20 protein-coding genes are annotated in these 22,206 nt (G+C 43.2%); all 20 read left to right on the forward strand.

The genetic code is table 11. The features are described from left to right. The first annotated feature begins 22 nt into the window (after positions 1–22). The 20 genes from NST22_RS08915 (at position 23) to dapA (ending at position 22,129) form a co-directional block, all read left to right on the forward strand. Positions 23–4,336 (forward strand): PolC-type DNA polymerase III, encoded by a 4,314-nt coding sequence (locus NST22_RS08915; protein WP_003245843.1) that lies wholly within the window; start codon positions 23–25, stop codon positions 4,334–4,336. 329 nt (positions 4,337–4,665) lie between these two features. Beyond that, positions 4,666–5,136 (forward strand): ribosome maturation factor RimP, encoded by a 471-nt coding sequence (rimP, locus tag NST22_RS08920; RefSeq protein WP_003231915.1) that lies wholly within the window; start codon positions 4,666–4,668, stop codon positions 5,134–5,136. A 34-nt stretch (positions 5,137–5,170) separates the two neighbouring features. Beyond that, the gene (nusA, locus tag NST22_RS08925) at positions 5,171–6,286 is read left to right on the forward strand and encodes a transcription termination factor NusA (protein WP_003231912.1); all 1,116 of its coding nucleotides are present in this window, start codon (positions 5,171–5,173) and stop codon (positions 6,284–6,286) included. Positions 6,287–6,299: 13 nt separating this feature from the next. Beyond that, entirely contained in the window at positions 6,300–6,575 is a 276-nt protein-coding gene (rulR, locus tag NST22_RS08930) for a glucose-induced regulator RulR (protein WP_009967250.1), read from the forward strand. A 1-nt stretch (position 6,576) separates the two neighbouring features. Then, entirely contained in the window at positions 6,577–6,879 is a 303-nt protein-coding gene (locus NST22_RS08935) for a YlxQ family RNA-binding protein (RefSeq protein ID WP_003220946.1), read from the forward strand. A gap of 19 nt (positions 6,880–6,898) precedes the next feature. After that, positions 6,899–9,049, forward strand: coding sequence for a translation initiation factor IF-2 (gene infB / locus NST22_RS08940; protein WP_003231906.1), 2,151 nt, complete (start codon positions 6,899–6,901; stop codon positions 9,047–9,049). Continuing rightward, positions 9,046–9,324 carry a DUF503 domain-containing protein gene (locus NST22_RS08945; RefSeq protein ID WP_003220950.1) on the forward strand — a complete coding sequence of 93 codons (279 nt, stop codon included), beginning with the start codon at positions 9,046–9,048 and terminating at the stop codon, positions 9,322–9,324. The genes infB and NST22_RS08945 overlap by 4 nt, the downstream gene beginning before the upstream one ends. Positions 9,325–9,340: 16 nt before the next feature. Continuing rightward, entirely contained in the window at positions 9,341–9,694 is a 354-nt protein-coding gene (gene rbfA / locus NST22_RS08950) for a 30S ribosome-binding factor RbfA (protein WP_009967251.1), read from the forward strand. 81 nt (positions 9,695–9,775) lie between these two features. Next, a complete protein-coding gene (gene truB / locus NST22_RS08955; RefSeq protein ID WP_003244678.1) occupies positions 9,776–10,705 on the forward strand; it encodes a tRNA pseudouridine(55) synthase TruB in 930 nt (309 codons plus the stop codon). Between the two features lie 18 nt (positions 10,706–10,723). Further along, positions 10,724–11,674, forward strand: a complete 951-nt coding sequence (gene ribF, locus NST22_RS08960; protein ID WP_003245551.1) for a bifunctional riboflavin kinase/FAD synthetase — start codon at positions 10,724–10,726, stop codon at positions 11,672–11,674. Positions 11,675–11,830: 156 nt separating this feature from the next. Further along, positions 11,831–12,100, forward strand: coding sequence for a 30S ribosomal protein S15 (gene rpsO, locus NST22_RS08965; protein WP_003220957.1), 270 nt, complete (start codon positions 11,831–11,833; stop codon positions 12,098–12,100). Positions 12,101–12,272: 172 nt separating this feature from the next. Further along, positions 12,273–14,390, forward strand: a complete 2,118-nt coding sequence (gene pnp, locus NST22_RS08970) for a polyribonucleotide nucleotidyltransferase (RefSeq protein ID WP_003231897.1) — start codon at positions 12,273–12,275, stop codon at positions 14,388–14,390. A 116-nt stretch (positions 14,391–14,506) separates the two neighbouring features. Further along, on the forward strand, positions 14,507–15,466 hold the full coding sequence (locus NST22_RS08975) for a polysaccharide deacetylase family protein (RefSeq protein WP_003244721.1): 960 nt from the start codon (positions 14,507–14,509) through the stop codon (positions 15,464–15,466). Between the two features lie 39 nt (positions 15,467–15,505). Beyond that, the gene (locus NST22_RS08980; RefSeq protein ID WP_003245717.1) at positions 15,506–16,735 is read left to right on the forward strand and encodes a pitrilysin family protein; all 1,230 of its coding nucleotides are present in this window, start codon (positions 15,506–15,508) and stop codon (positions 16,733–16,735) included. 77 nt (positions 16,736–16,812) lie between these two features. Further along, positions 16,813–17,070 carry a YlmC/YmxH family sporulation protein gene (locus NST22_RS08985; protein WP_003231890.1) on the forward strand — a complete coding sequence of 86 codons (258 nt, stop codon included), beginning with the start codon at positions 16,813–16,815 and terminating at the stop codon, positions 17,068–17,070. 185 nt (positions 17,071–17,255) lie between these two features. After that, positions 17,256–18,149: a dipicolinic acid synthetase subunit A gene (gene dpaA / locus NST22_RS08990; protein ID WP_003231888.1), complete on the forward strand. Its 894-nt coding sequence runs from the start codon at positions 17,256–17,258 to the stop codon at positions 18,147–18,149. A gap of 2 nt (positions 18,150–18,151) precedes the next feature. Then, positions 18,152–18,754, forward strand: a complete 603-nt coding sequence (gene dpaB, locus NST22_RS08995) for a dipicolinate synthase subunit B (protein WP_003244650.1) — start codon at positions 18,152–18,154, stop codon at positions 18,752–18,754. A 125-nt stretch (positions 18,755–18,879) separates the two neighbouring features. Continuing rightward, positions 18,880–19,920, forward strand: a complete 1,041-nt coding sequence (asd, locus tag NST22_RS09000) for an aspartate-semialdehyde dehydrogenase (RefSeq protein WP_003244674.1) — start codon at positions 18,880–18,882, stop codon at positions 19,918–19,920. Positions 19,921–20,011: 91 nt separating this feature from the next. Continuing rightward, positions 20,012–21,226: an aspartate kinase gene (gene dapG, locus NST22_RS09005; RefSeq protein ID WP_003245524.1), complete on the forward strand. Its 1,215-nt coding sequence runs from the start codon at positions 20,012–20,014 to the stop codon at positions 21,224–21,226. A 30-nt stretch (positions 21,227–21,256) separates the two neighbouring features. Then, a complete protein-coding gene (gene dapA / locus NST22_RS09010; RefSeq protein ID WP_003245816.1) occupies positions 21,257–22,129 on the forward strand; it encodes a 4-hydroxy-tetrahydrodipicolinate synthase in 873 nt (290 codons plus the stop codon). Positions 22,130–22,206 lie beyond the last annotated feature (77 nt).

Raw genomic sequence — 22,206 nt, forward strand, 5'->3', positions numbered from 1 at the left:
TTTAGGGAGGGATACTGTCTTAATGGAACAGTTATCAGTAAACAGAAGGCAGTTTCAAATTCTTCTGCAGCAGATTAATATGACAGATGATACCTTCATGACATACTTTGAACATGGCGAGATTAAAAAGCTGACAATTCACAAAGCTTCTAAGTCTTGGCATTTTCATTTTCAATTTAAATCTTTGCTGCCTTTTCAAATATATGACACATTAACAACGAGGCTGACGCAATCGTTTGCCCACATAGCAAAAGTGACATCTTCAATTGAAGTTCAGGATGCCGAGGTCAGTGAAAGTATCGTTCAAGACTACTGGTCACGCTGCATTGAAGAACTGCAGGGCATTTCGCCGCCGATTATCAGTCTTTTAAACCAGCAAAAACCGAAGCTGAAGGGCAATAAACTGATTGTCAAAACCAAAACAGATACAGAAGCGGCTGCGCTAAAGAACAAATACAGTTCCATGATTCAAGCAGAATACCGTCAATTTGGCTTTCCGGATCTTCAGCTTGATGCTGAAATATTTGTATCCGAGCAAGAAGTTCAAAAGTTTCGGGAGCAAAAGCTTGCGGAAGACCAAGAGCGGGCTATGCAGGCCTTGATTGAAATGGAGAAGAAAGATAAAGAAAGTGATGAAGACCAAGCACCATCTGGTCCTCTTGTTATCGGTTATCAAATTAAAGATAACGAGGAAATCCGAACACTTGACAGCATCATGGACGAAGAACGGAGAATTACGGTCCAAGGTTATGTGTTTGATGTGGAGACGCGCGAGCTGAAGAGCGGGCGCACGCTGTGTATCTTCAAAATTACAGACTATACAAATAGTATTTTGATCAAAATGTTTGCACGTGAAAAAGAAGATGCGGCGCTGATGAAGTCTCTGAAAAAAGGAATGTGGGTAAAAGCACGCGGAAGCATTCAAAATGATACATTTGTCAGAGACCTTGTCATGATCGCAAATGACGTAAACGAAATAAAAGCAAAAACCCGTGAAGATTCAGCACCTGAAGGAGAAAAAAGAGTGGAATTGCATCTTCATTCCCCAATGAGCCAAATGGATGCTGTTACGGGTATCGGAAAGCTTGTCGAACAGGCGAAAAAATGGGGGCATGAGGCCATCGCTTTGACCGACCATGCTGTCGTTCAATCCTTCCCTGATGCGTATTCTGCGGCCAAAAAGCATGGAATTAAAATGATTTACGGGATGGAAGCGAATCTCGTGGATGATGGCGTGCCAATTGCTTATAATGCCGCACATCGTCTGCTCGAAGAAGAAACATATGTTGTTTTTGACGTTGAGACGACAGGATTGTCTGCTGTATACGATACCATTATTGAGCTGGCTGCAGTAAAAGTAAAAGGCGGAGAAATTATTGATAAATTTGAGGCGTTTGCGAACCCGCATCGTCCGCTTTCCGCCACAATCATAGAGCTGACAGGGATCACAGATGATATGCTACAAGACGCTCCGGATGTCGTAGATGTAATAAGAGATTTCAGAGAATGGATTGGCGATGATATTCTTGTCGCTCATAATGCAAGCTTTGATATGGGATTCTTAAATGTAGCCTATAAAAAACTTCTTGAAGTCGAAAAAGCTAAAAACCCAGTCATTGATACGCTTGAACTTGGACGTTTTCTCTATCCGGAATTTAAGAACCACCGGTTGAACACACTTTGTAAAAAGTTTGATATCGAGCTCACACAGCATCACCGTGCGATCTATGATACTGAGGCAACCGCTTATTTGCTTCTGAAAATGCTGAAAGACGCAGCTGAAAAAGGTATTCAGTACCATGATGAGTTGAATGAAAATATGGGTCAGTCCAATGCTTATCAAAGATCAAGACCGTATCATGCAACATTACTTGCCGTGAACAGCACGGGACTTAAAAATTTATTTAAGCTTGTGTCACTTTCTCATATTCATTATTTTTACAGAGTGCCGCGTATTCCGAGATCTCAGCTTGAGAAATACAGGGAAGGGCTTCTGATCGGTTCTGCTTGTGACAGGGGAGAGGTTTTTGAGGGAATGATGCAAAAATCGCCTGAAGAGGTGGAAGATATCGCGTCATTCTATGATTACCTTGAGGTTCAGCCGCCTGAAGTGTATCGTCACTTGCTGGAGCTTGAACTGGTCCGTGATGAAAAAGCGCTGAAAGAAATTATTGCGAATATCACGAAGCTGGGGGAAAAGCTTAATAAACCGGTTGTTGCTACGGGAAATGTTCATTACTTGAATGATGAGGATAAAATCTACAGAAAGATTTTAATATCCTCACAAGGCGGGGCAAATCCGCTGAATAGGCATGAACTGCCGAAAGTGCATTTCAGAACGACAGACGAAATGCTTGAAGCTTTTTCTTTCTTAGGTGAAGAAAAAGCGAAGGAGATCGTAGTCACCAATACCCAAAAGGTTGCTTCTTTAGTTGATGACATCAAGCCGATTAAAGATGATTTATATACGCCGAAAATCGAAGGCGCTGATGAAGAGATCAGAGAAATGAGCTATCAGCGTGCAAGAAGCATTTACGGGGAAGAGCTGCCTGAAATTGTCGAAGCGCGGATTGAAAAAGAGTTAAAGAGTATTATTGGCCACGGATTTGCTGTTATTTACTTGATCTCTCACAAACTTGTAAAACGTTCACTAGATGACGGGTATCTCGTTGGTTCCCGTGGTTCCGTAGGATCTTCATTAGTTGCGACACTTACTGAGATTACTGAGGTAAACCCGCTGCCGCCGCACTATGTTTGTCCTGAGTGCCAGCATTCTGAGTTCTTTAATGACGGTTCTGTCGGTTCTGGTTTTGACCTGCCTGACAAGACATGCCCTCATTGCGGAACGCCTTTGAAAAAAGACGGCCATGATATTCCATTTGAAACGTTCTTAGGATTTAAAGGGGACAAAGTACCTGATATCGATTTGAACTTCTCAGGGGAATATCAGCCGCAAGCACACAATTACACAAAAGTATTGTTCGGAGAAGACAATGTATATCGTGCGGGAACAATAGGCACGGTGGCAGAAAAAACAGCCTACGGTTATGTAAAAGGCTATGCCGGAGACAACAATCTTCATATGCGCGGTGCCGAAATAGATCGGCTCGTACAGGGATGCACAGGTGTAAAACGTACAACTGGACAGCACCCTGGCGGTATTATCGTAGTTCCGGATTATATGGATATTTATGATTTTTCACCGATCCAGTTCCCGGCAGATGCCACAGGTTCAGAGTGGAAAACGACTCATTTTGATTTCCACTCCATCCATGACAACCTGTTAAAACTTGATATTCTCGGACACGATGACCCGACTGTTATTCGGATGCTTCAAGACTTAAGCGGAATAGATCCGAAAACAATTCCGACGGATGATCCTGAAGTGATGAAGATCTTCCAGGGAACCGAATCACTCGGTGTGACTGAAGAACAGATTGGCTGTAAAACGGGCACTCTTGGAATTCCTGAATTCGGAACCCGATTTGTCCGGCAGATGCTTGAAGATACAAAGCCGACCACTTTTTCTGAGCTCGTTCAGATTTCAGGCTTGTCTCACGGAACTGATGTATGGCTTGGCAATGCACAGGAGCTCATCCACAATAATATTTGTGAGCTGAGTGAGGTTATCGGCTGCCGTGATGACATTATGGTTTATTTAATCTATCAAGGCCTTGAGCCGTCCCTTGCCTTTAAAATCATGGAATTCGTGCGTAAAGGAAAAGGATTAACGCCTGAATGGGAAGAAGAAATGAAAAATAACAATGTCCCAGACTGGTATATTGATTCCTGTAAAAAGATTAAATACATGTTCCCGAAAGCCCACGCCGCGGCATATGTCTTAATGGCAGTCCGCATTGCTTACTTTAAAGTGCATCATGCTCTTTTGTATTATGCGGCTTATTTTACCGTTCGTGCAGATGACTTTGATATTGATACAATGATCAAGGGCTCTACAGCAATCAGAGCGGTAATGGAGGATATAAACGCTAAAGGACTTGATGCTTCACCGAAGGAAAAGAACCTTCTGACTGTTTTAGAATTAGCGCTTGAGATGTGTGAGAGAGGCTATTCATTCCAAAAAGTCGATTTATATCGCTCCAGCGCCACAGAGTTTATTATTGACGGCAACAGTCTTATTCCGCCGTTTAACTCTATTCCAGGGTTAGGGACGAACGCTGCTTTGAACATTGTAAAAGCTCGCGAAGAAGGCGAATTCCTCTCAAAAGAAGATTTGCAAAAGAGAGGGAAAGTATCAAAAACGATTTTAGAGTACTTAGATCGCCATGGCTGTCTGGAGTCACTGCCTGATCAAAACCAATTGTCACTGTTCTAATATGGAAAGCAGAATTTCTCAGAAATTCTGCTTCTATGCATACATAAGCGCAAAAAGTGCCATCGTAATATTAGAGTTTCTGTCACTTGCTTAGGTATGAAGGTAAGCGTATATCCATTTGCAATAAAAATATGGTTATGGTATAGTTTTATTGGAAATGCTAACGATTACCGAGGCAAAGAGTGGGGAAACCCGCTCTTTTGTATTGAACAGGAGAATTTTGTCTCGACATGTTCATCGTTTACTTTTTAGCCCCTGCTCTTTTGAAGCAGGGTTTTTATGCAGAGTGACGAGACGAATATGAGATCGACAGCACAAGGAGGAAGAACATGAGCAAAAAAGTGACTGACACCGTTCAAGAAATGGCTCAGCCAATCGTAGACAGCCTTCAGCTGGAACTCGTTGACATTGAATTTGTCAAAGAGGGCCAAAGCTGGTTCCTTCGCGTGTTTATTGATTCCGATGACGGTGTGGATATTGAGGAATGTGCCAAAGTAAGCGAAGCTTTAAGCGAAAAGCTTGATGAGGCAGACCCAATCAGCCAAAATTACTTTCTTGAAGTCTCATCTCCAGGAGCTGAGCGTCCGCTAAAGAAAAAAGCCGATTTCGAAAAATCACTAGGAAAAAACGTATACATTAAGACGTATGAGCCTATTGACGGCGTAAAAGTGTTTGAAGGTGAACTGGCTGAATTTGATGGACAAACAGTGACAGTTGAGATCACGATCAAAACAAGAAAGAAACGGATCAATATTCCGTATGAAAAGATAGCTAATGCAAGATTAGCTGTTACATTCTAATGAATACAAATGTTTTAAGGGGGGAGACCGTTAAATGAGCAGTGAATTATTAGATGCTCTCACGATTCTTGAAAAAGAAAAAGGCATCAGTAAAGAAATTATCATCGAAGCAATCGAAGCTGCGTTAATTTCTGCTTATAAGCGGAATTTTAATCAAGCGCAAAATGTACGGGTGGATCTAAACCGTGAAACTGGCTCCATCCGTGTATTTGCAAGAAAAGATGTCGTTGACGAAGTATACGACCAGAGATTAGAAATCTCAATTGAAGAGGCACAGGGCATCCATCCGGAATATATGGTCGGCGATGTCGTCGAAATCGAAGTTACACCTAAGGATTTCGGGCGCATAGCTGCTCAAACAGCGAAGCAGGTCGTCACACAGCGTGTGCGCGAAGCTGAGCGCGGTGTGATTTATTCTGAATTTATCGACCGTGAAGAAGACATCATGACAGGGATCGTCCAGCGTCTGGACAATAAATTTATCTACGTGTCTTTAGGCAAAATAGAAGCCTTGCTGCCGGTTAATGAGCAAATGCCGAATGAAAGCTACAAGCCCCATGACCGCATTAAGGTATATATCACAAAAGTAGAAAAAACAACGAAGGGTCCGCAGATTTATGTGTCAAGAACACATCCAGGCCTGTTAAAGCGTTTGTTTGAAATTGAAGTGCCTGAAATTTATGATGGAACTGTCGAGCTAAAATCTGTTGCCAGAGAAGCCGGCGACCGTTCGAAAATTTCTGTTCGCACAGATGATCCTGACGTTGATCCTGTCGGTTCATGCGTAGGGCCTAAAGGCCAGCGTGTGCAAGCAATCGTCAATGAATTAAAAGGTGAAAAAATTGACATTGTCAACTGGTCCAGTGATCCTGTAGAATTTGTCGCGAATGCGCTCAGCCCTTCCAAAGTGCTTGATGTCATTGTTAATGAAGAAGAAAAAGCGACAACTGTTATTGTTCCTGATTACCAGCTGTCTCTGGCAATTGGAAAAAGAGGACAAAACGCACGCTTAGCTGCTAAACTGACAGGCTGGAAGATTGATATTAAGAGCGAAACGGACGCAAGAGAACTTGGAATCTATCCGAGAGAACTTGAAGAAGATGATGAGCCGCTCTTTACGGAGCCTGAAACTGCTGAATCGGATGAATAAGAGGTGACTTTAGGTGAATAAACACAAAAAGATCCCATTACGCAAATGTGTAGTGACTGGTGAAATGAAGCCTAAAAAGGAACTGATCCGAGTTGTACGGTCGAAAGAAGGCGAAATCTCAGTAGACCCGACCGGAAAAAAGAATGGGCGGGGTGCTTATTTAACGCTGGATAAAGAGTGCATCTTAGCAGCAAAAAAGAAAAACACTTTGCAAAATCAATTTCAATCACAAATCGATGACCAGATTTTCGATGAATTGCTGGAACTGGCGGAAAAGGTGAAAAAATAAAATGTCTGGAATGGAATGGTTTCCCTTGCTGGGTCTGGCCAATCGAGCTCGTAAGGTCGTGTCAGGCGAAGACTTGGTAATAAAAGAAATCAGGAATGCGCGTGCAAAGCTTGTCCTGCTTACAGAGGATGCATCATCTAACACAGCAAAAAAAGTAACTGACAAGTGCAATTATTATAAAGTCCCTTATAAAAAAGTCGAGAGTCGCGCGGTTCTTGGACGCTCTATCGGTAAAGAAGCCCGTGTCGTTGTCGCCGTCACTGACCAAGGTTTTGCGAATAAGCTGATCAGCTTGCTCGATTAATATTTTTGGGGGTGAACGAATGGCTAAAATGAGAGTATACGAATATGCAAAAGCGTTAAATGTTTCAAGTAAGGAAATTTTGACCGCACTGAAGAACATGGATTTAGAAGTGAATAATCACATGGCCATGCTTGAAGAAAAGGCCATTAAAAAGCTAGATGCCAAATATAAAAAAGGCGGCGCAGCTGCTAAATCTCAAAAGCCAGCAGAAACGAACAAAAACAAACAGCCACAAGGGGTTAATCAGCAATCAGCTGGAAATCAACCAAATAAAATTCGAGACGGAAAGAAGAATGACGTGCAGAATAATCAATTTAACAAAAACAAGAAGAATAACAACAACAAAAAAAATAAACGCAACAACAACAATAATAAAAACCAACATCAGCAAAAGCCTGTAAAGCCGAAAAAAGAGCTTCCTGAGAAAATTACATTCTCTGGCACTTTAACAGTTGGCGCACTTGCTGAAGAGCTTGGCAAAGAGCCTTCAGAACTCATTAAAAAGCTGATGCTTCTTGGCGTAATGGCAACCATTAACCAAGAGCTTGATAAAGACACAATCGAACTCATTGCATCAGAATATGGTGTTGAAACAGAAGAGGTCATTGTGCTTGAAGAAACAGAGCTGGAAAAATACGAAGAGCCTGATAATGAAGAGGATCTTGAAATTCGTCCTCCTGTCGTGACAATCATGGGCCACGTTGACCATGGGAAAACAACGCTTCTTGACAGCATCCGTAAAACAAAGGTTGTTGAAGGGGAAGCAGGCGGAATCACTCAGCATATCGGCGCTTATCAAATTGAAGAGAACGGCAAGAAAATCACGTTCTTGGATACACCGGGCCACGCCGCATTTACAACAATGCGCGCACGCGGTGCAGAAGTAACTGATATTACGATTCTTGTCGTAGCTGCCGATGACGGTGTCATGCCGCAAACAGTTGAAGCGATTAACCATGCAAAAGCAGCAGAGGTTCCAATCATCGTTGCTGTGAATAAAATAGATAAAGAATCCGCAAACCCTGACCGTGTAATGCAAGAACTGACGGAATACGGACTTGTCCCTGAAGCTTGGGGCGGAGAAACCATTTTTGTGCCGCTTTCCGCTTTAACTGGAAAAGGCATTGATGAGCTCGTTGAAATGATTTTGCTTGTCAGTGAGGTAGAGGAACTGAAAGCGAATCCGAATCGTCAGGCAAAAGGAACGGTTATTGAAGCTGAACTCGATAAAGGCAGAGGGTCAGTCGCGACGTTGCTCGTACAGACTGGAACACTGCATGTCGGTGATCCGATCGTAGTCGGCAATACATTTGGCCGTGTCCGTGCAATGGTCAACGACATTGGCCGCCGTGTGAAAACTGCCGGCCCGTCAACTCCGGTTGAAATTACCGGTTTGAATGATGTCCCTCAAGCGGGAGACCAATTCCTTGTCTTTAAGGATGAAAAAACAGCTCGTTCTGTCGGTGAAGCCCGTGCTTCGAAACAGCTTGAAGAGCAGCGCAGCGATAAAGCGAAGCTCAGTCTTGATGATTTATTTGAGCAAATTAAGCAAGGTGATGTAAAAGACATCAACCTCATCGTAAAAGCTGACGTTCAAGGATCTGCTGAAGCTTTAACGGCTGCACTTCAAAAAATTGAAGTAGAAGGCGTTAAAGTGAAAATCATCCATACAGGCGTTGGTGCGATTACTGAATCAGACATTATCTTGGCATCTGCTTCCAATGCAATTGTTATCGGGTTTAATGTGAGACCGGACGGAAATGCTAAGAGTACGGCTGAAGCTGAAAATGTAGATATTCGACTTCACCGTATCATTTACAAAGTAATCGACGAGATTGAAGCTGCCATGAAAGGTATGCTTGATCCTGAATATGAAGAAAAAGTAATTGGTCAAGTAGAAGTACGCCAAACATTCAAAGTATCTAAAATCGGTACAATTGCCGGCGGATATGTTACTGAAGGAACCATTACGCGCGACAGCGGCCTCCGTTTAATTCGTGACGGCGTCGTCATCTTTGAAGGCGAAGTAGATGTTCTGAAACGCTTTAAAGACGATGTGAAAGAAGTTTCACAAGGCTATGAATGTGGTATTACAATTAAGAAATACAATGACATTCGTGAAGGTGACATCCTTGAAGCGTTTGTCATGCAAGAAATTGAAAGAACGTGATCGGATTTGCGGAGTGTGAATGCATCATTTATGATGCAGGATCGCTAAAAGAAAAGCGTGCCGTTCTGAAGCGGATTTTAACCAGGGTTCAAAACAAGTTCAATGTTTCGATTTCGGAGATTGGCTATCAGGACACCTGGCAAAGAACCAGCTTCGGAATCGCCGCTGTTTCTTCCTCTCGCGTTCAAACAGAAAAAGAACTGCAGCGCGTCCTAGCGTTTATCGATTCTTTTCCTGAAATTGAACGGACGATCACTAGGACAGAGTGGTTTTAACTTAGAGGTGATTGAATTGAGTATGAGAGCAAACCGTGTCGGCGAGCAAATGAAAAAAGAACTCGGTGATATTATCAGCCGCAAGCTGAAAGACCCGAGAATTGGTTTTCTGACAGTAACGGATGTACGTGTATCAGGTGATTTGCAAATTGCAAAGGTGTATATCTCGGTTCTCGGTGACGAGAAAAAACGGGAAGAAGCGCTGAAAGGGCTGGCAAAAGCGAAAGGATTTATCCGATCCGAAATCGGCAGCCGCATCAGACTTCGAAAAACGCCTGAAATTGAATTTGAGTTCGATGAATCAATCGATTACGGGAATCGGATCGAAACACTGATTCACGAATTACATTCAGAGAAACCATCTGAATAAAAAAAGAGAGGATAGGCGTATATCGTCTGTCCTCTTTCTTCGTTTATAAGAAAAAAACTCAAAAGAAGGAGTGAAAGGCAAATGGTTAACGGAGTTCTCCTTTTACATAAACCTGTTGGCATGACATCGCACGACTGTGTCATGAAGATCCGAAAGCTGTTAAAAACAAAAAAAGTAGGACATACAGGAACGCTCGATCCGGAAGTATCAGGCGTGCTTCCGATTTGTGTAGGAAGAGCGACAAAAATAGTCGAATACTTAACTGAAAAATCTAAAACGTATGATGCAGAAATAACATTGGGCTTTTCAACCACAACAGAGGATCAAACCGGAGAAACGGTGGAAACAAAGCCTGTCAATCACGACATTGATAAAGCGGATGTAGAAAAGGTTTTAAACAGTTTAAAGGGGAAACAAGAACAAATTCCGCCCATGTATTCCGCTGTAAAAGTAAACGGCAAAAAATTATACGAATACGCAAGAGCAGGGATTGAAGTAGAACGTCCGAAACGTATGATAACCATTGAAGACATTGCCCTGACAACAGAGATTAAACATCATGGAGAAACCGCAAGCTTCCGGTTTACAGTGACTTGCTCCAAAGGGACCTATGTAAGGACGCTGGCGGTCATGATCGGAGAAAAGCTCGGATATCCGGCCCATATGTCTCATTTAATCCGTACGGCATCCGGAGATTTTTCTCTCGACGAATGCTTTACTTTTGATGAACTCGAAGCACAGGCCCAATCCGGAACCGTGGAAGAGCATACAGTTCCTATTGAACGTGCGCTCAATCATTTGCCGAAATGGATCATAAGTGATACATTAGCTAAGAAAGTAGAAAATGGGGCTTTGCTTGAGACGCCCGAGCAGTTTTCTGAAATGACAAGTGGAGACCGTATTGCCGTCTTTACTGAATCCGGAACCTGCTTGGCGATCTATTTCCCTCATCCTGCAAAAAAAGGGCTGTTAAAGCCGGCAAAAGTATTGATGCAAAAAAGCGAACAATAGAAAAAAGGTGACCGTTCTGTGAAGACGATACATATTACACATCCTCATCATTTAATAAAAGAGGAGCAGGCAAAATCAGTGATGGCGTTAGGTTATTTTGACGGCGTTCATCTCGGGCATCAAAAGGTAATCGGCACAGCGAAGCAAATAGCCGAAGAAAAAGGTCTGACATTAGCTGTGATGACCTTTCATCCCCATCCTTCTCACGTGTTGGGCAGAGATAAGGAACCAAAGGATCTGATTACGCCTCTTGAAGACAAAATAAACCAAATTGAACAATTAGGCACAGAAGTTCTGTATGTCGTTAAATTTAATGAAGTGTTTGCTTCTCTTTCTCCTAAGCAGTTTATAGACCAGTATATTATCGGCCTTAATGTGCAGCACGCAGTGGCAGGCTTTGACTTTACGTACGGCAAATACGGCAAGGGAACAATGAAGACCATGCCGGATGATTTAGACGGAAAAGCTGGGTGCACAATGGTAGAAAAATTAACGGAGCAGGATAAAAAAATCAGTTCTTCGTATATCCGTACCGCGCTTCAAAACGGAGATGTTGAATTGGCGAATGTCTTGCTTGGACAACCTTATTTTATTAAAGGAATTGTCATTCATGGTGATAAAAGAGGGCGGACCATCGGGTTTCCGACAGCGAATGTCGGTTTAAATAACAGCTATATCGTTCCGCCCACAGGTGTATATGCCGTAAAAGCGGAAGTGAACGGCGAAGTTTACAATGGCGTTTGCAATATTGGCTATAAGCCAACGTTTTATGAAAAGCGCCCTGAACAGCCTTCCATCGAGGTCAATCTGTTTGATTTCAATCAAGAGGTATATGGAGCCGCTATAAAAATCGAATGGTACAAACGGATTCGGAGCGAGCGGAAATTCAATGGCATCAAAGAATTAACTGAGCAAATTGAGAAAGATAAGCAGGAAGCCATCCGTTATTTCAGCAATTTGCGGAAATAACTTGCAACGCACGCAAATTTTATTCTAAAATATTTGCATATAGGCACGATTTTTAGTATGATAGTTTTCGTAGTCTTAAAACCATTGCTTGGCAATCCGAAGTCACCGACGGTTGCTAGGTAACTGGGGCTAAATATGATTTGGAGGTGAAACAGGATGGCAATTACTCAAGAGCGTAAAAACCAACTCATCAATGAGTTCAAAACACACGAATCTGATACTGGATCTCCAGAAGTTCAGATCGCTATCCTAACTGACTCAATTAACAACTTGAACGAGCATTTACGTACTCACAAGAAAGACCACCACTCACGTCGCGGTCTTCTTAAAATGGTAGGTAAGCGTCGTAATCTTCTTACGTATCTGCGTAATAAAGACGTAACTCGTTACCGTGAGTTAATTAACAAACTAGGCTTACGTCGATAATCGTAAAAAGCGGGAGGATTCCCGCTTTTTTATCGTATTAAAGCGAAATTTCTTATAACAAATCATTGAAATCCTTTTACATACTACTTTGACATTGATATGTTCAATTCATTTCGTTCATAATAGGAGTAATTGATTATTTCACACAACGAAGAGAGGAGTTCGTAATTGTATGGGACAAGAAAAACATGTCTTTACCATAGATTGGGCCGGAAGAACGCTTACCGTTGAAACCGGCCAGCTTGCCAAACAGGCAAATGGTGCTGTGATGATCCGCTACGGTGATACAGCAGTACTTAGTACAGCAACCGCTTCAAAAGAACCTAAACCGCTTGATTTCTTCCCTCTTACTGTAAACTATGAAGAAAGATTATATGCGGTAGGGAAAATTCCGGGCGGATTTATTAAAAGAGAAGGACGTCCAAGTGAAAAAGCGGTTCTTGCCAGCCGTTTAATTGACCGTCCGATCCGTCCTTTGTTTGCCGATGGATTCCGTAATGAAGTTCAAGTCATCAGCATTGTCATGAGTGTTGACCAAAACTGCTCTTCAGAAATGGCTGCCATGTTCGGTTCATCTCTTGCACTTTCTGTATCGGATATTCCGTTTGAAGGACCGATTGCAGGGGTTACTGTCGGACGCATTGATGATCAATTTATCATTAACCCGACAGTCGATCAGCTTGAAAAAAGCGATATCAATCTTGTCGTTGCCGGCACGAAAGATGCGATTAACATGGTAGAAGCGGGAGCGGACGAAGTTCCTGAGGAAATCATGCTTGAGGCCATTATGTTCGGCCATGAAGAGATTAAACGCCTGATTGCATTCCAAGAAGAAATTGTTGCAGCAGTCGGCAAAGAGAAATCTGAAATTAAGCTCTTTGAAATTGATGAAGAGCTTAATGAAAAAGTAAAAGCTTTGGCAGAAGAGGATCTGCTGAAAGCCATCCAAGTTCATGAAAAGCATGCCCGTGAAGATGCCATTAACGAAGTGAAGAACGCAGTTGTGGCAAAATTCGAGGATGAAGAACATGATGAAGACACAATCAAGCAAGTGAAGCAGATTTTATCCAAGCTTGTGAAAAATGAAGTTCGCCGCCTGATTACTGAAGAGAAAGTAAGACCGGACGGCCGCGGTGTCGATCAAATCCGTCCGCTCTCTTCAGAGGTTGGCCTCTTGCCAAGAACGCACGGTTCAGGTCTATTTACAAGGGGACAAACTCAGGCCCTCAGCGTATGTACGCTAGGTGCTCTGGGAGATGTGCAAATCCTTGACGGCTTAGGTGTCGAAGAGTCGAAACGGTTTATGCATCATTACAACTTCCCGCAATTCAGCGTTGGGGAAACAGGACCGATGCGCGGACCGGGACGTCGTGAAATCGGACACGGAGCACTGGGTGAGCGTGCGCTTGAGCCAGTTATTCCGTCTGAAAAAGACTTCCCTTATACTGTCCGTCTTGTTTCAGAAGTGCTTGAATCAAACGGTTCTACATCTCAAGCAAGCATTTGCGCAAGCACACTTGCAATGATGGATGCCGGTGTACCGATTAAAGCGCCAGTTGCTGGTATTGCGATGGGTCTTGTCAAATCAGGCGAACATTACACTGTCTTGACTGACATCCAAGGCATGGAAGACGCGCTCGGAGATATGGACTTTAAAGTAGCGGGAACTGAAAAAGGCGTAACGGCCCTGCAAATGGACATTAAAATTGAAGGCCTTTCCAGAGAGATTCTTGAAGAAGCGCTTCAGCAGGCGAAAAAGGGCAGAATGGAAATCCTCAACAGCATGCTTGCAACATTAAGCGAATCAAGAAAAGAGCTTTCTCGATATGCGCCTAAGATCTTAACAATGACCATTAATCCTGATAAAATCCGCGATGTCATCGGACCAAGCGGGAAACAAATCAATAAGATCATCGAAGAAACCGGTGTTAAAATTGATATTGAGCAGGACGGCACAATCTTTATTTCCTCTACAGATGAAAGCGGCAACCAAAAAGCGAAAAAAATCATCGAAGACCTTGTGAGAGAGGTTGAAGTCGGCCAACTTTACCTAGGTAAAGTGAAACGGATTGAAAAATTCGGGGCTTTCGTTGAAATTTTCAGCGGAAAAGACGGTTTGGTGCACATTTCAGAGCTTGCGCTTGAACGCGTAGGGAAAGTTGAAGATGTTGTGAAAATCGGAGACGAGATTCTTGTCAAAGTCACTGAAATTGATAAACAAGGACGAGTGAATTTATCCCGCAAAGCGGTGCTCCGTGAAGAGAAAGAAAAAGAAGAACAACAATCTTAAATGAAAACATAAAAGGAGCCTGGGAGACCCGGCTTCTTTATTTTGAAGCTTTTCAAAAGCAGGCGGGTTCTACCTTGTCCTTCTCCTTCATAATGTGAGGTGAGGGGGGACAGAACATGTACAAAAAATTTGTACCGTTTGCCGTTTTTTTATTTCTTTTTTTTGTCTCATTTGAGATGATGGAAAATCCGCATGCACTTGATTATATAGGGGCAATGAAAAAAGATACGGTGACTGTCACGGCGTCAAAAGACCCGTTATATGAAGAATTGCTTCAAAAAGCGCCGGAGTACGAAGTTAAGCCCCAGAATGCAAGAATTGATAAAGTGTGGAAAAGCATTCCAGGCTACAATGGATTAAAGGTCAATATTGAACAATCATATAAAAAAATGAAACAGCATGGTAAGTTTCGGGAAAAAGATTTGGTGTACAGTCAAGTAAAACCAAGTGTTCATCTTGAGTCACTTCAGCCTGAGCCTATTTATAAAGGAAATCCTGACAAACCGATGGTGGCTTTTTTAATCAATGTGGCATGGGGAAATGAGTATTTGGAAAAAATGCTTCCTATTCTGCAAAAGCACCAGGTTAAAGCTACGTTCTTTTTAGAAGGCAATTGGGTGAGAAACAATGTACAGCTCGCTAAGAAGATTGCAAAAGACGGACATGAAATCGGAAATCATTCATACAATCATCCGGATATGAGCAAACTGACTACAGGAAGAATTTCCGAGCAGCTCGACAAGACTAATGAACAAATAGAACAAACGATCGGCGTTAAGCCAAAGTGGTTCGCTCCGCCAAGCGGAAGTTTCAGAAAAGCGGTTATCGACATTGCAGCAGAGAAACAGATGGGAACAGTCATGTGGACAGTTGATACAATCGATTGGCAAAAGCCGGCTCCGTCTGTACTTCAGACGAGAGTGTTAAGCAAGATACATAATGGTGCCATGATTTTAATGCATCCGACTGACCCTACGGCGGAAAGTCTTGAAGCGCTGATTACACAGATAAAAGACAAAGGATATGCGCTTGGAACAGTCACTGAACTAATGGATGAAACAAGACTATTGAAGTAACAGATGAAGGCAGCTTGTCTTTGAATAGGAGGAACAAATTTGATTAAACGATATACGTGTCAAAATGGTGTAAGAATTGTGCTGGAAAATAACCCGACAGTCCGTTCTGTTGCGATCGGCGTATGGATCGGCACAGGTTCGAGACATGAAACGCCGGAGATAAACGGAATTTCTCACTTTTTAGAGCACATGTTCTTTAAAGGGACGAGCACAAAATCTGCACGCGAGATAGCAGAATCTTTTGATCGTATTGGCGGCCAGGTCAATGCGTTTACTTCAAAGGAATATACCTGCTACTATGCAAAGGTGCTTGACGAGCATGCGAATTACGCGCTGGACGTATTAGCAGATATGTTCTTTCATTCAACGTTTGATGAAAACGAGCTGAAAAAAGAGAAAAATGTAGTATATGAAGAAATTAAAATGTATGAAGATGCGCCGGACGACATTGTACATGATTTATTGAGCAAAGCCACTTACGGCAATCATTCTTTAGGCTACCCAATTTTAGGAACGGAAGAAACGCTTGCTTCCTTTAACGGTGACTCTCTCAGACAATACATGCATGATTATTATACGCCGGACCGAGTGGTGATTTCGGTAGCGGGCAATATATCTGACAGTTTTATCAAAGATGTAGAAAAATGGTTCGGGTCATACGAGGCGAAAGGCAAAGCGACAGGCCTTGAGAAGCCTGAGTTCCACACGGAAAAACTGACGAGAAAAAAAGAAACAGAGCAGGCTCATTTGTGCCTTGGATTTAAAGGCTTAGAGGTTGGCCATGAACGTATTTATGATTTAATCGTCCTCAACAATGTGCTCGGAGGCAGCATGAGCAGCCGGCTGTTCCAAGATGTGCGTGAAGATAAAGGACTTGCTTATTCTGTTTACAGCTATCACAGCTCATATGAGGACAGCGGAATGCTAACGATTTACGGCGGAACGGGTGCAAATCAGCTTCAGCAGCTGTCGGAAACAATTCAAGAAACCCTGGCCACATTAAAACGTGACGGCATTACCTCGAAAGAACTGGAAAACAGCAAAGAGCAAATGAAGGGAAGCTTAATGCTGAGCTTAGAAAGCACAAACAGCAAAATGAGCCGAAACGGAAAAAATGAACTGCTGCTCGGCAAACATAAAACATTAGATGAAATTATCAATGAATTAAACGCCGTGAACTTAGAGCGTGTTAATGGCCTTGCCAGACAATTGTTTACCGAAGACTATGCATTAGCACTTATCAGCCCTTCCGGCAATATGCCGTCTTAAAAAGGAAAGCCTGCCCCATAATGGAGCAGGCATTTTTTAATCCCTTTCATCATACATAGTACAAGGGGGTGACAGACATGCGGCTCAGTGAATTATCGGGAAAGGAAATTGTAGACATCAAAAGAGCTGAACGGCTCGGAGTGCTCGGCCAGACCGATTTGGAAATCAATGAACAGGATGGACAGATTACAGCACTCCTCATTCCCACAGTTAAGTGGTTTGGTTTGAGAAAGCAAGGTCATGACATTCGTGTCCCATGGCACCATATTCAAAAGATCGGTTCAGATATGATTATATTAGATGTACCTGAGGAAATGCCTCCTCGACAAGAGTAAATAGCCCAATTGACTGTGAAGCGGGCTCTAAAGAAAACATCTGAAACATCGGCTGCCGGAGCCGATGTTTTTTTATATGGAAAAAGCGCATCTTTTATATTCACCGGTATTTCCTTTTGATCATAAGATGAAGGGGAGCTTAACAACTAGAGATCCAGTATATACAAAGAAGGTGAACGTTTAGAATGTTAACCGGATTGAAAATTGCAGTTATCGGCGGTGACGCAAGACAGCTCGAAATTATAAGAAAGCTCACTGAACAGCAGGCTGACATCTATCTTGTCGGTTTTGACCAATTGGATCACGGTTTTACCGGGGCAGTAAAATGCAATATTGATGAAATTCCTTTTCAGCAAATAGACAGCATCATTCTTCCAGTATCCGCGACAACAGGAGAAGGTGTCGTATCGACTGTATTTTCGAATGAAGAAGTTGTGTTAAAACAGGACCATCTTGACAGAACGCCTGCACATTGTGTCATTTTCTCAGGAATTTCTAACGCCTATTTAGAAAACATTGCAGCTCAGGCAAAAAGAAAACTTGTTAAGCTGTTTGAGCGGGATGACATTGCGATATACAACTCTATTCCGACAGTAGAAGGAACGATCATGCTGGCTATTCAGCACACGGATTATACGATACACGGATCACAGGTGGCCGTTCTCGGTCTGGGGCGCACCGGGATGACGATTGCCCGTACATTTGCCGCGCTCGGGGCGAATGTAAAAGTGGGGGCAAGAAGTTCAGCGCATCTGGCACGTATCACTGAAATGGGGCTCGTTCCTTTTCATACCGATGAGCTGAAAGAGCATGTAAAAGATATAGATATTTGCATTAATACCATACCGAGTATGATTTTAAATCAAACGGTACTTTCTAGCATGACACCAAAAACCTTAATATTGGATCTGGCCTCACGTCCCGGGGGAACGGATTTTAAATATGCCGAGAAACAAGGGATTAAAGCACTTCTTGCTCCCGGGCTTCCAGGGATTGTCGCTCCTAAAACAGCTGGGCAAATCCTTGCAAACGTCTTGAGCAAGCTTTTGGCTGAAATACAAGCTGAGGAGGGGAAATAAGGATGTCGTCATTAAAAGGAAAAAGAATCGGGTTTGGGCTGACCGGGTCGCATTGCACATATGAAGCGGTTTTCCCGCAAATTGAGGAGTTGGTCAACGAAGGAGCTGAAGTCCGTCCGGTTGTCACATTTAATGTAAAATCTACAAATACCCGATTTGGAGAGGGCGCAGAATGGGTTAAAAAAATTGAAGACCTGACTGGATATGAGGCCATTGATTCGATTGTAAAGGCAGAACCTCTTGGGCCGAAGCTGCCCCTTGACTGCATGGTCATTGCGCCTTTAACAGGCAATTCAATGAGCAAGCTGGCAAATGCCATGACGGACAGCCCGGTGCTGATGGCGGCAAAAGCGACAATCCGGAACAATCGGCCTGTCGTTCTGGGTATCTCGACAAATGATGCTCTTGGTTTAAACGGAACAAATTTAATGAGGCTCATGTCAACAAAAAATATCTTTTTTATTCCATTCGGGCAAGATGATCCATTTAAAAAACCGAATTCAATGGTAGCCAAAATGGATCTGCTTCCGCAAACGATTGAAAAGGCACTCATGCACCAGCAGCTTCAGCCGATTCTAGTTGAGAATTATCAGGGAAATGACTAAATTTACAGAAAATCTTTCCCAAACTAAAAAATTCGGTCATCACCCGCATATTCTATGGTAAAATAAAACGTAAAATCATAGTCAAATCAATTCAATGAAGCTGATTGGCGGAAGGAGTTTTACAGATGGGAAGAGGTTTACACGTAGCTGTTGTCGGAGCGACAGGGGCTGTGGGACAACAAATGCTTAAAACACTTGAAGACAGAAACTTTGAAATGGACACACTTACATTGCTATCTTCAAAACGCTCTGCGGGGACAAAAGTCACGTTTAAAGGCCAAGAGCTGACTGTTCAGGAAGCTTCTCCTGAGAGCTTTGAAGGGGTAAATATTGCTTTGTTCAGCGCCGGCGGAAGCGTATCACAAGCATTGGCACCAGAAGCTGTAAAACGCGGCGCTATTGTTATAGATAATACGAGTGCGTTCCGCATGGATGAAAATACACCGCTTGTTGTGCCAGAAGTGAATGAGGCAGACTTGCATGAACACAACGGCATTATTGCCAATCCAAACTGCTCTACAATCCAAATGGTTGCGGCACTTGAACCGATCCGCAAAGCATATGGCTTAAACAAGGTCATCGTATCAACTTACCAGGCAGTATCAGGAGCGGGTAATGAAGCTGTAAAAGAGCTTTACAGCCAAACACAGGCGATTTTAAATAAAGAAGAAATAGAGCCTGAGATCATGCCTGTAAAAGGTGACAAAAAACACTATCAAATCGCCTTCAACGCGATTCCGCAAATCGATAAATTCCAAGATAACGGCTATACGTTTGAGGAAATGAAAATGATAAATGAAACGAAAAAAATCATGCACATGCCTGACCTTCAAGTAGCGGCTACATGTGTGAGACTGCCAATCCAAACTGGGCACTCAGAGTCCGTCTACATCGAAATAGACCGTGATGACGCTACAGTTGAAGATATTAAAAATCTATTGAAAGAAGCTCCGGGCGTGACACTTCAGGATGATCCAAGCCAGCAGCTTTATCCGATGCCTGCTGATGCTGTCGGCAAAAACGATGTGTTTGTAGGCCGCATCCGCAAAGACTTGGACAGAGCAAACGGTTTTCATTTATGGGTTGTTTCTGATAACCTATTAAAAGGCGCGGCATGGAACTCTGTTCAAATTGCAGAAAGCCTGAAAAAACTAAACCTCGTATAAAAGAGAGAATTTTCTAAAGACGAATAGAAGAGAGTAAGGCGCTATCAGCCTGCTCTCTTCTGTTACGTCCGAATAATTTGGAGTGAAAACAGTGAAGATAATTGTTCAAAAGTTCGGCGGAACATCAGTAAAAGATGATAAAGGCCGCAAACTGGCTTTAGGGCATATTAAAGAAGCAATCAGTGAAGGATATAAGGTTGTCGTTGTCGTTTCAGCGATGGGCCGAAAAGGGGACCCGTATGCAACAGATTCTTTGCTCGGGCTGCTTTACGGCGATCAGTCAGCGATTTCTCCTAGGGAGCAGGATTTGCTTTTATCTTGCGGAGAGACTATTTCCTCTGTCGTCTTTACAAGCATGCTGCTTGATAACGGTGTGAAAGCAGCTGCGCTGACAGGGGCTCAGGCTGGCTTTTTAACGAATGATCAGCATACTAATGCGAAAATCATTGAAATGAAACCGGAGCGTTTATTCAGTGTGCTCGCCAATCATGATGCGGTAGTCGTCGCAGGCTTCCAGGGCGCAACTGAAAAGGGTGATACAACAACAATCGGCAGAGGGGGCAGCGATACGTCTGCAGCCGCACTCGGAGCAGCTGTTGATGCGGAATACATCGATATTTTCACCGATGTAGAAGGCGTGATGACTGCTGACCCAAGAGTGGTAGAAAATGCAAAACCGCTTCCTGTTGTGACGTATACGGAAATCTGCAACCTGGCGTATCAGGGGGCCAAGGTCATTTCTCCGCGTGCTGTGGAAATCGCAATGCAGGCCAAGGTTCCGATCCGCGTCCGTTCGACTTATTCGAATGATAAAGGCACATTGGTGACATCACATCACTCTTCCAAGGTCGGCAGTGATGTTTTTGAAAGGCTGATTACGGGAATCGCCCATGTCAAAGATGTCACGCAGTTCAAAGTGCCTGCGAAAATCGGCCAGTATAACGTTCAGACTGAAGTGTTCAAGGCTATGGCAAACGCTGGAATCAGTGTCGATTTCTTTAACATTACACCTAGTGAAATCGTCTATACGGTAGCCGGAAATAAAACAGAAACAGCTCAGCGTATTTTAATGGATATGGGCTATGATCCAATGGTGACGAGAAACTGCGCGAAGGTATCGGCGGTCGGCGCGGGCATTATGGGTGTTCCCGGTGTTACGTCCAAAATTGTATCGGCTCTTTCAGAAAAAGAAATTCCGATCCTTCAGTCGGCTGACAGCCATACGACGATATGGGTGCTCGTCCATGAAGCGGATATGGTTCCTGCTGTAAACGCTTTGCATGAAGTGTTTGAACTTTCGAAGTAAATGTGATTGAATCATGATGAGGTGAATAAAATGAATTTCGGAAATGTGTCTACAGCGATGATTACACCCTTTGACAATAAAGGGAACGTAGACTTTCAAAAACTGTCTACACTGATTGATTACTTGTTGAAAAACGGAACGGATTCTTTAGTAGTAGCGGGAACAACTGGAGAATCTCCGACCCTTTCAACTGAAGAAAAAATTGCGCTTTTTGAATATACGGTAAAAGAAGTAAACGGACGGGTGCCCGTTATCGCTGGTACTGGGAGCAACAACACGAAAGATTCCATTAAGCTGACAAAAAAAGCTGAGGAAGCGGGCGTGGACGCTGTTATGCTTGTTACCCCGTATTACAATAAACCTTCTCAAGAAGGAATGTACCAGCATTTTAAAGCAATTGCGGCAGAGACATCTCTTCCGGTTATGCTCTATAATGTTCCTGGCCGTACGGTTGCTTCTCTTGCTCCTGAAACGACGATCCGTTTGGCGGCAGACATTCCGAATGTGGTTGCGATTAAAGAAGCGAGCGGAGACCTCGAAGCGATTACAAAAATTATTGCTGAAACACCTGAAGACTTCTATGTCTATTCAGGGGATGATGCTCTAACGCTTCCAATTCTTTCAGTTGGAGGTAGAGGAGTTGTGTCAGTGGCGAGCCATATTGCAGGCACTGATATGCAGCAAATGATCAAAAATTATACGAATGGGCAAACAGCTAATGCGGCACTGATTCATCAGAAACTGCTGCCGATTATGAAGGAACTGTTTAAAGCGCCTAATCCTGCTCCAGTCAAAACAGCGCTTCAGCTGAGAGGTCTTGATGTCGGTTCTGTGCGTCTGCCTCTAGTCCCATTAACTGAGGATGAACGTCTGAGCTTAAGCAGCACGATCAGCGAACTGTAAGAAAATTTCATACAGTGAAACAAACGCGGTCATTCTCACATTCAGCTGAGTTTGACCGTTTCTTTTACATATTGGTT

This window comes from Bacillus sp. PS237, from assembly GCF_037963345.1.
GTDB classification, from domain to species: domain Bacteria; phylum Bacillota; class Bacilli; order Bacillales; family Bacillaceae; genus Bacillus; species Bacillus subtilis.